Source organism: Chryseobacterium sp. Leaf180 (assembly GCF_001424585.1).
Classification (GTDB): domain Bacteria; phylum Bacteroidota; class Bacteroidia; order Flavobacteriales; family Weeksellaceae; genus Chryseobacterium.
The window spans coordinates 956,174-969,252 of record NZ_LMPJ01000001.1; the positions used below are offsets into that span (position 1 = coordinate 956,174).

A 13,079-nucleotide genomic window follows, 5' to 3' on the forward strand; every position below is an offset into this window, starting at 1 on the left:
CTTACCAGTTTGCTACAATATCATTAAAAATTTTATTGATGATTCTCTCTGTCACAAGTTTTACCTGAGAACCCTCGATGTCGCTTTGCGAAAGCGTATTGTTAAAAGCAGCTTCATCAGAATAGGTACGGTCAAAACTCGCTTCCGGCCGCACTTTGTTTTCATAATGTACTTTCACCGTGATTGTAAGTTTATTTTGCGATTGCTGTATCGTTCCGCCATTGGCTGTCGTCTGTGTATTGGAGCTGATCGTCGTCGGAGAAATCTGATAATCGGTAATTTCGCCTTCCACCAGAATATCCGGGTTTTCTTTAGTTCCTTTTAAGGTTGTACGCTGCAGAAAACGGTTCTGAATATCTGTTGAAAACTGCTGCGAAAGTGCTGGATTTACCAACGGCGCATTATTCGGAAACTCGTTGATCTGAATGGTTTTCTCGTCTTTCAGCGAGGAGCCAGAAAAACTGTAGCAGGAGTTCAGCATTCCCAGCGAAACAGCGAGTATTAAAAATTTGATCAGCTTCATTATAAATTAAAATTTTTCTTTAATTCCGAGATCGGAAATTTCGTCGTGCGAGATTTGCATCATCGCATCATCATACGCAAAAAACTGCGCGGTGTAATAAAATGGCAGCGTTACAAAAAGCCCGATACCGCAAGCAATAATCCCTACATTTGCTACAAGAGAAGTTACAAGTACAAAAAGAAAAATATTTAAAAGATTTCCTTTTGTCATCATTCCCGATGCTTTCCACGCGGTCTGAAAATCTGTAACGCCTTTCAGCGAAATTAATGCAGGCATGTAAAACGCTTTTGTGCTGATAAAAATTACTGCAAAAAAGAAGAACATGAAATAAATAATCATGAAAAACACGCTTCCGAAACCAATCGTATCGCTATACTGCGCCATGGCAATAAGCGGAAAGATAAAAAACATCGGAATGTAAAGCACGGCAATAACCGCCAGCAATATCAACTGCAAGATAAAATACGGCATAAAATCATCAAAATTGAAAATATCGCCAGGATTTGCCTGCTCGCCTCTTTTGAATCTATCAAGATATTTATAAAAATTTCCTACCGCCAATATTCCGCAAAAAGGAATAATAGACATCACGATTACCAAAAGAAAGGCTACGAAAATGTTTCCGAAATCTTTTTTCATCAGTTCGAAAGCCTGCGACATGTAGTTGCTGAATTTGAAATTTACCGGCTTGATTTTCAGGTTTAGGATCATAGTTTTAGTTTTGTTCTTCGAGGTTATACTGTTTTATTTTTCTGTAAAGTGTACGCTGAGAAATTCCCAGCTCGTCGGCAGCTTTGTTCCGGCGGCCTTTGTGTTTTTCTAAAGCTTTAATAATCAAATCTTTTTCATTATTCTGAAGCGAAAGAGATTCCGGAAGATTTTCCTCAATTTCTATGTCTTCAAAATCTTCAAACTGATCATCATGATTCGACATGATCGTAGGATTTTGCATTCCAGCCTGATTTTTATTCTCAAAATAAAGCAGCGAACCTGCATTTGCATTTTGCTGCGATTCCGGAGTATAAATTCTGTTGATAAGATTTTTCTCCTGATTGCTGAGATCACCTGTGCCACGGTTTTTTATCAGTTCCGAAGTTAAAGATTTTAAATCATTAATATCGCTGCGCATGTCGAAGAGAATTTTGTACATAATCTCTCTTTCGTTACCAAAATCACTCTGCTTCGGCGTTCCGGGCTGGTTTATGACCATCGGCAAATGCGCATCCATTGGGATATATTCGGTAAGTTTTGCTACGGTAACAATGCGTTCAGTTTCCACTACAGTCATTTGCTCGACCAGATTTCTCAGCTGCCGCACATTTCCTGGGAACGAATAATTCTCGATATAGTTCACTGCGTCACTGTCTAAAACGAGTTCCGGCATGCGGTATTTTTCGGCAAAATCGACAGCAAATTTTCTGAAAAGCAAGTGCACATCGCCTTTTCTTTCGCGCAAAGCCGGCATATCGATCTGCACGGTATTAAGCCTGTAAAAAAGATCTTCGCGGAAACGGTTGTCATGTATCGCCTTCATCATATTCACATTCGTAGCTGCGACGATGCGGACGTTTGTTTTTTGAACCTGTGAAGAACCAACCTTCATAAATTCGCCGCTTTCCAAAACACGAAGTAATCTTACCTGCGTCTGCAAAGGCAGTTCGCCAACTTCATCAAGGAAAATTGTTCCGCCGTCAGCGACTTCAAAATATCCTTTTCTGGTGGTAGTTGCGCCGGTAAAAGCGCCTTTTTCGTGACCGAAAAGTTCAGAATCAATTGTTCCTTCCGGGATCGCGCCACAGTTGACAACGATATACGGCTGGTGTTTTCTCCTCGATTCTGAATGAATAATTTTTGGGATAAATTCTTTCCCCACACCACTTTCTCCGATTACGAGAACAGAAATATCTGTAGGTGCAACCTGTATTGATTTTTCTAAAGCGCGGTTGAGCGCCGGGAAATTTCCGATGATCCCAAAGCGCGCTTTTATAGATTGTAAATCTGCCATTTTCTGATAGTTTTAGAGTTTAAAAAAGATTGATGTAATACGTGCAAAATGCTGCTACACAAATCTTTCTTCTAAATCATCTTTATTCTTTGGCCTGTTTTTCTGTTCTGAAATATGAAAATCTGCAAACTCATCTGAAATAAGTTTCTGTGAATATTTAGCAATAAAATTTTGATAAAGAGACTGCCACCGGAAATCTGAAACCTGCGAGTCTGATTTTCCCAAACAGAATTTTCTGGCGAAATTATTTTTAAAAGCAGCAGAAGAAAAACGGTTTGCTTTTATTTTCTCTTTAAAAACTTCCGCATTTTTCGTTTGGTTTTCTTCTTTCGACCGATAGCAACTGTAGCTTCTGCATTCATCAGAAATTTTCTCAGGAACGCACGCCAATGTGTTGCTGTACATTAATACAAGCAAAACTCCGTAGCAATATTTCTGAAAATCTGAAACTGCAGTCATGCGAATCTGTCGTTTACAAAAGAAATTAAACTGAAAATTTAAGAAACAGTTTCCCCCAAAAGCGTACCCTGCGTGTTATCAAATACAAAAACGTTCACAATGTCACCCATTTTCTGTCCTTCAAGCATATTGAAGACACAAACGGCATTTTGAGAATTTCTGCCCTTCCATTGGTTTTTGTTCTTTTTAGAAATACCTTCAATCAAAACCTCATGCGTTTTTCCTACGTATGATCTCATTCGGTTTCGCGAAAGTTCACCCTGCAAAGCAATTACTTCAGCCAAACGTCTCTGCTTCACATCTGCCGGAATATTGTCTTCCATCTTCTTGTGGGCTGGCGTTCCTGGTCTTTCAGAATAGGCAAACATGTAACCGTAGTCATATTCTACCTCTTTCATCAGACTTAAAGTATCCTGATGATCCTCTTCTGTTTCATTGCAGAAACCAACAATCATATCCTGCGAGAATGCAATTCCTGGAACGATTTCTTTGGCTTTTTTTATTAAATCTAAATATTCTTCGCGCGTGTGCTGTCGGTTCATCGCCTTCAGCATTTTATTGCTGCCGCTCTGCACTGGTAGATGCACGTAATTGCAGATATTATCATGCTTCGCCATCATGTGGAAAACATCGAGACTCATATCCTGAGGATTAGAAGTAGAAAAACGTATTCTCATTTCCGGAACAGCTTTCGCCACCAAATCAAGCAATTGAGAAAAACCTACTGCTGTTGCCTGCTGCATTTCTGAAGCTTTAGTAAAATCTTTTTTCGGTCCGCCGCCGTACCATAGATAAGAATCGACATTCTGACCCAAAAGTGTAATTTCTTTATATCCGCTTTCTGCAAGATTTCGGCATTCGTCCAAAATAGAATGCGGATCGCGGCTTCTCTCTCGTCCTCTCGTAAAAGGAACCACGCAGAACGTGCACATATTATCGCAACCACGCGTAATCGTCACAAAAGCAGTCACGCCGTTTCCGCCCAAACGCACTGGATTGATGTCTGCGTATGTTTCTTCTTTCGAAAGAATTACGTTAATCGCATCTCTGCCGTCGTCGGTTTCCTTTAGTAAATTAGGTAAATCACGGTAAGCATCCGGGCCTACAACAAGATCAACCAGCTGTTCTTCTTCAAGAAATTTAGTTTTGAGACGTTCGGCCATACAGCCAAGAACGCCAACCGTCATATGTGGTTTTTCTTTCTTAAGATTTTTAAACTGAGCCAGACGCATTCTTACGGTCTGCTCTGCTTTTTCACGTATCGAACACGTATTAAGCAAAATAAGATCGGCTTCTTCAATCTTTAATGTAGTATTGTAACCTTGTTCGTTGAGAATAGAAGCCACGATTTCAGAATCAGAAAAATTCATCTGGCAGCCGTAGCTCTCCAGAAAAAGTTTCTTGGAGTTTCCGTCTTTTTCCGCAATGGCAAAAGCTTCACCCTGCTTGGTTTCGTCTATATATTTTTCCTGCACAGTATTTTTAATTAGAGATTCGAGATCTGATGTCTGACAGCCTAATTGCGGTACAATTTAAACATCAAAATCTTACCTATTGAATTTGCAAAGATACAAAATATCATGACAGAATGGCAGCTATCTTTTTATACACCAAATTTTAAAGGCAAGCGAAAACGATAACGCACCGGAATATTATTAATCGTTGCCGGCGTCCACTTCTTTTTTAAATTCTGAACGGCAGAGATGATTCTTCTATCAAATTCTGGAACTCCGCTTGATTCTTCAAGGTTTACATTTTGAATTATACCGTCTGTATTTACCGTAAATATAACCTCAAGACGAAAATCTTTATTCCATTTAAAATCGTTGATGTATATTTTTGAAACAATATCTTTCCGGAACTGCATGATTCCACCACCTGGCAAACCTTTGTAAGCAGGCACTTTCTCGATCAGAATAAAATTTTCGTTAAAATTTTCCAGAAGCGCATCCGGAATCAGATAAAAAGACGCCATCGACTGTACTTTTTCTCCGTTTATCATAAGTGGTTTGAATTTATTCATATACTTTAAAACCTTCAAACCCATGTCATAAGCACACTTGTTGCTTTGTGAGGCATTAATATTATCATCGTCTCTCACATATTTGATCTCACCTTTTTCATCTATAATGAGTTTTACCATGTAGATCTCGTTTTTATTTTCACAAGGCTGAATGTTTTTCTCTATAGCAATCTTGTGAAAATCTTTGAAGAATTGCGCTTCACCACCGTAATAAAAATCATTATTTCTATGATACTGATCTAGAATTTGCGCTTGAGAAAAAGCTGCTGCAAAAAGTAAAATGGCGCCAAGAGTTTTTTTAATCATCTTTATTATTTTCAGCTGCAAATATAAAATTAACAGCACTCTAAAAAAGAAAAAACCTCACACAACGGTGTGAAGTTTTATTAATTTAAGTCTTACAAAACCTCGATCTGGTTGCGGAGAAGATCTTCAAACTCATCACGCTTTCTGATGAGATGCGCTTTGCCGTCGAGCCAGAGAATTTCTGCAGGTTTTAATCTCGAATTAAAATTGCTGCTCATTTCAAAACCATAGGCACCGGCCGTGTGAAAAACCAAAATATCGCCTTCACGCACTTCATTCAGCTTTCTGTCCCATGCAAAAGTGTCTGTCTCGCAGATATTTCCGACGACGGTGTAAATTCTTTCTGCGCCGGAAGGATTCGAAATATTTTCAATTTTATGATACGATTCATAAAACATCGGGCGGATCAAATGATTAAATCCTGAATTCACGCCTACAAAAACCGTTGCTGTAGTCTGTTTAATTACATTGGCTTTCACGAGAAGATGACCGCTTTTTCCGACCAAAAACTTCCCGGGCTCAAACCACAGTTCAAATTTTCTTCCGGTTTCGGCAGAGAAATTTGCCAACGCTTTTTCCACTTTTTTGCCTAAATCTTTCACATCGGTTTCCATATCATCATCCTGGAAAGGAATTTTGAAACCGCTTCCCATGTCAAGATATTTCAGATTCGGGAAATGCTCAGATAGTTCGAGCATAATATCCATCGCCTGCAGAAAAACATCAGGATCTTTTATTTCGCTTCCCGTGTGCATATGAAGACCTTCAACATTAAGGTTTGTCGATTTCATCACGCGTTCGATGTGTCGCATCTGGTGAATAGAAATTCCGAATTTTGAATCGATATGTCCCGTTGATATTTTATGATTTCCACCGGCGTAGATGTGCGGATTAATCCTTACAAAAATCGGGTACGAATGCCCGTATTTATTCCCAAACTGTTCCAGAATCGAGATATTGTCGATGTTGATGTGTACGCCAAGTTGCATGGCTTCTTCAATTTCAGAAAGATCTACACAGTTTGGTGTGAAAAGAATTTTCTCTTTGGTAAAACCTGCTCGTAAGCCGAGTTTCACTTCATTTATCGAAACACAATCCAGCGAAGCACCCAGATTTTTCAGGTATTTTAAAATATTGATATTCGTAAGAGCTTTTGCCGCGTAGAAAAACTTCGTGCGTTTGGAGAACGAAGATGTGAGCTTTTCGTATTGATTTTTAATCGATTCTGCGTCGTAGACGTAAGCCGGAGTGCCAAATTCTGTGGCAATTTGCAGCAATTCTTTTGATTTCATATTTTTGAATTTTACATAAAAAAAGGCAGAGTCTTCGTAAAGATCCTGCCGCAATAATATTTTTATGCAAGGCAAATCTTTTACGTATTCCAAACCTTTGAGAACTTTACAGCTCCCTTTTTACCGGTTTTATTTTGTTTAAAATTTTGCATTGCTTTAATTTTCTGGTGCAAAAATAGGATTTATTTTCAGATAATCATTTCTAAAGTTTTTTGAGCCGAAATTTTATTTCGGAAGCGGCATCGTTTCAAAATCACCGCGCAAAAGTGCGAGCTGCAGATCATTGACTAAATCTGAAGTCGGAACTGCGAGATCGATTTTCAGTTTATTCAGCTTGCTTAATGTCTGAATCTGCGTAAAGAGTTCGTAAAAGCCAAAAGAAACAATTTTCCCGTTTTCGAAGATGATGAAAAGTTTTTCGCCAAGCCATCTTCCTGCGCCCAGCCAGAGTTCGGTGCGTTTTCTTAAATCTATTTTAGCTTTAAAAACATCAATATTCTGATATTCTTCAACACCTGAAATAAACTTCACCGCCTTCGATCCCTGGGTAAACGACCGGAATTTTACCAGCGGTTTTTCAGTTTTATTAATCGTGTTTTTCTCAGCAATATATCTTCCGTTTCTGTGATACAAACCAAATGGCAGCGTTTCTCTTCTTCTGATCCCTTTAGAATTCTGAATCAGTTTGGCAATAAGCTCACTTCCTGTCAGTTCAAATCGTATCTGCTCAGTCAGTTGCTGCAAAGTTTCCAGCTTCTGAGATTTTGAATTGAAAATTTTCTTCGCACATTTATTAATATCCGGCGCGTACGCAGAATGAATAATTACACCGTTGGCATCCTGCAAATAGATAAATCCACGCTCACCAGGCAAATCCTGTGTCAGCGCTTTTATTTTATTAATGTATGATTTTGCGTTGGTTTCTTCGTGCAGCTGCTGGATAATATCATTCGATGTATCTTTAGAAATCAGGAGCTTAAATAATTCTAGAGTCGCTCGTGCATCGCCGTCTGCACGGTGCGCATTGGTCAGCGGAATTCCTAATGATTTTACCAGTTTCTGCAAAGAGTAGCTAGTCTCTTCCGGGATCAGTTTTTTTGCTAAAGGAATTGTATCTAACGTATTGATTTTAAAATCATAACCAAGCCGGCTGAATGACTGGCGGAGCATTCTGTAATCAAAATCAATATTATGCCCGACCAAGGTTGTATTTGCTGTAATCTCAACGATTCTTTTGGCCAGTTCATGAAATTTCGGCGCAGTCTTCACCATTTTTGGGTTGATATTGGTAAGTTTCTGCACAAAAGGTGTGATGTCACTTTCCGGATTCACCAGCGAAATAAACTGATCAATAATCTTATGACCGTCAAAACGATAAATCGCAATATCTATAATACTTTCTTTCCGGTAACCCGCACCGTTGCTTTCTATATCTATAATCGAATACATTTAAAATCTTTTTCCCGCACAGAAAATTATCAAAACCGTGCCCGAACCAACCTGCTAAAATAATAAAATTATGCGGAAACTATTTCCTGCGTCTTCCACCGAGGCCCAACATTCCTAATAGAGCCTTTGCGCCTTCTCGCATAATCGTGTTTGCAAAAGTACGTCCGGCACTGCTTTTCATGACCTGTTCAAACATTCCGGGTTCTTCTTTAACAGGTTTTGTTTTCTGTTCCGCCACCGTATTTTCAACGGCGAGTTCCATTCTTTTCACTAAAATCTCGTAGGCAGATTCGCGGTCAACTTTCTGCTCATACTTTGCCACCAGCGCAGATCTTGAAGTGAGATCAGCAACTTCAGCATCATTTAAAACATCCATTCGCGATTCCGGAGAAATTAAATAGGTGTGAACAAGCGGCGTCGGAATTCCCTTTTCATCTAGAGCCGTGATAAAAGCTTCACCGATTCCCAAGTTTTGAATTAATTCTGAAGCATCATAAAATTGTGTTGTCGGATAATTTTCTACTGCTTTGGAGATTTCTTTTTTATCTTTTGCCGTAAAACCCCGCAACGCATGCTGGATTTTTAAACCCAACTGTGAAAGTATATTTTCAGGAACATCGCCAGGAATCTGGGTAATAAAATAAATGCCGACACCCTTTGAGCGGATCAGTTTTACCATCGTTTCAATCTGCGAAACCAATGCTTTTGAAGATTCATCGAAGATTAAATGCGCTTCATCGATAAACATAACCAGTTTTGGTTTGCCGCTGTCGCCTTCTTCAGGGAATGTCATATAAATTTCGGCAAAAAGCGAAAGCATAAATGTTGAAAACAGCTGCGGTTTATTCTGAATATCAGCAACCCGTAATATATTGACAACACCTTTTCCATCTCTCGTTTCCAGTAAGTCATGAACATCAAAGCTTAACTCTCCAAAAAAATCTGTGGCTCCCTGTTGCTCTAATGCAACAATTGATCTTAAAATTGTTCCCAATGAAGCAGATGCGATGGAGCCGTAATTCGCAGATAATTCCGCTTTTCCCTGAGGATTATCTGTTACATACTGCAGAACTTTCTTTAAATCGTTCAAATCAATTAAAGGCAAACCTTTGTCATCGCAATATTTAAAAACGATTGACATGATGCTTTGCTGCGTATCATTCAGTTCAAGAATTTTGCTTAAAAGCATCGGACCAAACTCAGTCACAGTCGCGCGAAGTTTTACCCCTTTCTCACCGGAAATAGACATCAATTCTACCGGGAAAGCCTGCGGATTGTACGGAAGCTGCGTTTTCGCATAACGCTCTTCAATAACCGGATTCATCTTTCCTGCTTCGGCAATTCCCGAGAAATCACCTTTGATATCAAGCACCAAAGACGGGATTCCCTGATGAGAAAGCTGCTCGGCAAAAATCTGTAGAGTCTTCGTTTTTCCTGTTCCGGTCGCGCCGGCGATAAGACCGTGGCGGTTTATGGTTTTCAACGGAATAGCAACATTCACTTCAGTCACCACTTCACCACCGAGCATCCCTTTCCCCAAAATTATACTTTCGCCTTTCGCTGTATATTTTTTGCTTAATTCATCAATAAACTGTGTTTTGTCTGCCATCGCATTTTTAATTTATTTAAAGATAAATTTTTTTGGAAAACATTTGAGCATCTCTTCCTTTTTAAATACAATTATTTACTTGTGATTAATTAAAAATAATTAGGCACACATTCTACAAAATCAATACTTAATTGTAACTTTCTGGCTAAAAAATAAAATATGTATCAAAAACTTTTACCTTTTCTGTTTTTTTTTATTTCATTTATAGCCTTTTCGCAAAAACAAAAATCTTCGGATCTGAAAATTTCCGGAGATTACACGCATCAGTATACGAAAACCGTGTTCCCAAAATTCTGGACAGGATTTACCCGGGAAACGGTGCGCTCTTACGATTCTCAAAATAAGAATATCGGCATCAGCTACATTCAGCAGACTTCAAAAAAAAGTAAAACTGTGATTTCACTCTACGTTTATCCGTTCAATGAAGTCGACAATCATCTTTTGAGAGACGAATTCCTTTCTTATCAACATGCTTTAAACCAGAATTCTTCGACAGGTATTGAAATGAAACCTTTGTTTTCAAAACTTTCTGATGATCAATTTACCGTCAATTCTGTTTATTCGGTTTTCAAAAATTCTTTAGGCGAGCCGGATTTTTTTAAAGGAGTAAAATATACAGACAAACAGTCTATGCTTGCTATTTATGAATGCGGCGGATGGCGTTTTAAAATCCGAGTGACCAGTGATGACATGACGGCTGAGCAGCTGCAGGAATTAAAAAAGAAGATAGAAAAATATTTTGATGTGCTTGCGATTGCTGCTGTAAAACCATTACCGGTAAACGATGGTTCTCCGGATATTATCATATACAAGCCTGCTCAGAGAGATTCTATGATGGTAAAGGCAGCTGTTGTTGCGGCACAATCTAAAATCGAGTGGATGAAGAACAATCTAGATACGAGAGAATTTTCTACCGGTTTTACTGATATGAATATTAATTCTGAAATTTATTCTATTGAAAAAATGCTTGAATTCTACAAACTTCATAAAAGCGACTGGAAAATGACCCCAGATACTGAAAAGTACTTTAATGAAATGAGCAGAATTGCCGACAACAACCGCCTCAAAGATCACATTTACGAAAAATACGAATCAGTTATTGACTATCCGGAAGGTGACGCGCAGAAAACCAGTTATATTCAGTTTAAAATCGACAAAAACATATCTGAAGATACCAACGAGATACTATATAAAATTTTCTATAGATTTGAGTAAATGAAAATTTATAGACATACTCTATCAAAAGTCATTTTATATTATCCTTAATTTTAAAAAATAAAACACGATTTTTGTAAATTATTGAACTGTAAAACGGAGTTAAAAGAATGATGAAAGTCGAGCAAATATATACTGGCTGTCTGGCGCAGGGCGCATACTATATCGTATCTGGGAATGAGGCGGCAATTATCGATCCACTACGCGAAGTAAAACCATATCTCGACCGTCTGGAAAAAGATCAGGTCACGCTAAAATATATTTTCGAGACTCATTTTCACGCAGATTTTGTATCAGGACATTTAGATTTAAGCAAAAAAACAGGCGCTCCGATTGTGTATGGCCCAACTGCTCAACCGGAATTTGAAGCGAGTATTGCCAAAGACGAACAGATTTTTGAGATTGGAAATGCAAAAATAAAAGCATTGCACACGCCAGGCCACACGATGGAAAGCACTACTTATCTTTTGATCGATGAAAACGGTGTTGAAACGGCGATTTTCACCGGCGATACTTTATTTCTTGGCGATGTCGGCAGACCGGATTTAGCGCAGGCAGCTACAGAAATGACTCAGGAAGATCTTGCGGGAATTCTCTATGAAAGTCTTCACAGTAAAATTTTGCCTTTGGACGACAGCATCACGGTCTATCCGGCACATGGCGCAGGTTCAGCCTGCGGAAAAAATATGCAGAAAGAAACGGTTGATATTCTCGGCAATCAGAAGAAAACCAATTACGCACTCAATCAGCCTGATAAACAATCTTTTATCCGCGAAGTTTTGGATGGGCTTTCTGCTCCTCCAAAATATTTTGGGATGAATGTACTGCTTAATAAAAACGGTTACGAAAGTCTGGATGATGTGATGACTAAGGGTTTAAAGCCAATTTCTGCAGAAGATTTTGAAAGTTTTGCTGAAGAAACGGGCGCATTGATTTTAGATACTAGAAGTCCCGCAGATTTTCATAAAGGTTTTGTTCCGAATGCTGTAAATATTGGATTGAAAGGAGATTTTGCGCCATGGGTAGGAAGCATGATTGTTGATGTAAAACATCCGATTTTGTTGGTAAGTGATCCCGAAACCGAAGAAGAAGTGATTACCAGACTAAGCCGCGTAGGATTTGACAATGTTTTAGGTTATCTCGAAGGCGGTTTTGATACCTGGAAAAATTCAGGAAAAGAAACAGATGAAGTAAAAAGAATTTCACCGGAAGAATTTGCTTCCGAATACGATGAGAATGCAAAAATAATCGACGTCAGAAAAATTGGAGAATATTCCGCCGAACATATAAATGATGCATACAGCAGGCCTCTTGATTCGATTAGCGAATGGGTTTCAACGATTGATAATGATGAACATTTTTTCATTCACTGCGCCGGCGGATACCGCAGCATGATTGCAGCAAGCATACTCAACAAACACGGAATCAGAAATTTCACCGAAATCGAAGGTGGTTTTAACGGCATTAAAAAAACGGAAAAAATCCCGGTTTCAGATTTTATGTGTCAGTCTAAAATGCTTTAAAATGAAACTTTTTATTTTTTCTCTATTTTCAGTTTTAACACTATTCTCCTGCGCTGCAAAGAAAGATTTAAAAAAGGAAAAAATGACAGTGACGCAGGCTGTACAAAGTGAAAATGTAGTTTTGCTCGATGTGCGCGTTCGCGAACAGTTTCAAAAAGAATCTGCAAAAAACGCAGTAAATATTCCGCTTGCTGAACTGGAAAATAGAAGCAGCGAGCTGAAAGGTAAGAAAGTTGTGGTGTTTTGCAACAAAGGAATTCAGGCGGACGAAGCCTACAAAATATTAGAAAAATATGGCGTGGAAGTTTATGACGGAAGCACGCTGAAAAACGTTCAGGCCATTCAGAATCTTAAAAATTAAAATACAGAAAGATGTCACAGAAATTTCAGGAACTCATCGACTCGGAAAGACCGGTTTTAATTGATTTTTTTGCCACATGGTGTCAACCGTGCAAAGTGCAGTCATCGGTGCTGACAACTGTGAAAGAAAAAGTAGGTGAAGGCGCAAGAATCGTAAAAATTGATGTCGATCAATATCCCGCGATCGCTTCTCAGTACGGTGTACGAGGCGTTCCGACACTTGCCGTATTCAAAAAAGGAGAACTTTTATATAAAGAAAGCGGCGTGCATGATGTCAATCGTTTGACGCAACTTTTAGAAAGTTTTATTTAAAAT

The 13,079-nt window shown here is 38.8% G+C and carries 13 protein-coding genes; 4 read left to right on the forward strand and 9 right to left on the reverse strand.

The features are described 5' to 3' along the window. Nucleotide 1: 1 nt before the first annotated feature. From ASG01_RS04380 to ASG01_RS04420, 9 genes are all read right to left on the reverse strand, one after another. Complete coding sequence (locus ASG01_RS04380) at nucleotides 2–523, reverse strand: LptE family protein (RefSeq protein WP_055860429.1); 522 nt, start codon at nucleotides 521–523, stop codon at nucleotides 2–4. A gap of 6 nt (nucleotides 524–529) precedes the next feature. After that, nucleotides 530–1,234: a hypothetical protein gene (locus ASG01_RS04385; protein WP_055860432.1), complete on the reverse strand. Its 705-nt coding sequence runs from the start codon at nucleotides 1,232–1,234 to the stop codon at nucleotides 530–532. Between the two features lie 4 nt (nucleotides 1,235–1,238). Beyond that, nucleotides 1,239–2,528: a sigma-54 interaction domain-containing protein gene (locus ASG01_RS04390; protein ID WP_055860434.1), complete on the reverse strand. Its 1,290-nt coding sequence runs from the start codon at nucleotides 2,526–2,528 to the stop codon at nucleotides 1,239–1,241. A 54-nt stretch (nucleotides 2,529–2,582) separates the two neighbouring features. Next, nucleotides 2,583–2,987 (reverse strand): hypothetical protein, encoded by a 405-nt coding sequence (locus tag ASG01_RS04395; RefSeq protein WP_055860437.1) that lies wholly within the window; start codon nucleotides 2,985–2,987, stop codon nucleotides 2,583–2,585. A 38-nt stretch (nucleotides 2,988–3,025) separates the two neighbouring features. Further along, the gene (gene miaB / locus ASG01_RS04400; protein WP_055860442.1) at nucleotides 3,026–4,462 is read right to left on the reverse strand and encodes a tRNA (N6-isopentenyl adenosine(37)-C2)-methylthiotransferase MiaB; all 1,437 of its coding nucleotides are present in this window, start codon (nucleotides 4,460–4,462) and stop codon (nucleotides 3,026–3,028) included. Between the two features lie 128 nt (nucleotides 4,463–4,590). After that, a complete protein-coding gene (locus ASG01_RS04405; protein WP_055860445.1) occupies nucleotides 4,591–5,316 on the reverse strand; it encodes an energy transducer TonB in 726 nt (241 codons plus the stop codon). 92 nt (nucleotides 5,317–5,408) lie between these two features. Further along, complete coding sequence (lysA, locus tag ASG01_RS04410; protein WP_055862176.1) at nucleotides 5,409–6,608, reverse strand: diaminopimelate decarboxylase; 1,200 nt, start codon at nucleotides 6,606–6,608, stop codon at nucleotides 5,409–5,411. A gap of 225 nt (nucleotides 6,609–6,833) precedes the next feature. Further along, entirely contained in the window at nucleotides 6,834–8,057 is a 1,224-nt protein-coding gene (locus ASG01_RS04415) for a PolC-type DNA polymerase III (protein ID WP_055860447.1), read from the reverse strand. Nucleotides 8,058–8,136: 79 nt separating this feature from the next. Next, nucleotides 8,137–9,666, reverse strand: a complete 1,530-nt coding sequence (locus ASG01_RS04420; protein WP_055860449.1) for a helicase HerA-like domain-containing protein — start codon at nucleotides 9,664–9,666, stop codon at nucleotides 8,137–8,139. Between the two features lie 159 nt (nucleotides 9,667–9,825). Between ASG01_RS04420 and ASG01_RS04425 the strand changes: the two genes are divergently transcribed. The 4 genes from ASG01_RS04425 to ASG01_RS04440 all read left to right on the forward strand — a co-directional run bounded on the left by ASG01_RS04425 (nucleotide 9,826) and on the right by ASG01_RS04440 (nucleotide 13,076). Next, nucleotides 9,826–10,881, forward strand: coding sequence for a hypothetical protein (locus ASG01_RS04425; protein ID WP_055860452.1), 1,056 nt, complete (start codon nucleotides 9,826–9,828; stop codon nucleotides 10,879–10,881). Nucleotides 10,882–10,994: 113 nt separating this feature from the next. Continuing rightward, nucleotides 10,995–12,404 (forward strand): MBL fold metallo-hydrolase, encoded by a 1,410-nt coding sequence (locus ASG01_RS04430; protein ID WP_055862178.1) that lies wholly within the window; start codon nucleotides 10,995–10,997, stop codon nucleotides 12,402–12,404. Nucleotide 12,405: 1 nt separating this feature from the next. Beyond that, nucleotides 12,406–12,765 carry a rhodanese-like domain-containing protein gene (locus tag ASG01_RS04435; protein WP_055860455.1) on the forward strand — a complete coding sequence of 120 codons (360 nt, stop codon included), beginning with the start codon at nucleotides 12,406–12,408 and terminating at the stop codon, nucleotides 12,763–12,765. 11 nt (nucleotides 12,766–12,776) lie between these two features. Then, nucleotides 12,777–13,076, forward strand: a complete 300-nt coding sequence (locus ASG01_RS04440) for a thioredoxin family protein (RefSeq protein ID WP_055860458.1) — start codon at nucleotides 12,777–12,779, stop codon at nucleotides 13,074–13,076. Nucleotides 13,077–13,079: the final 3 nt, after the last annotated feature.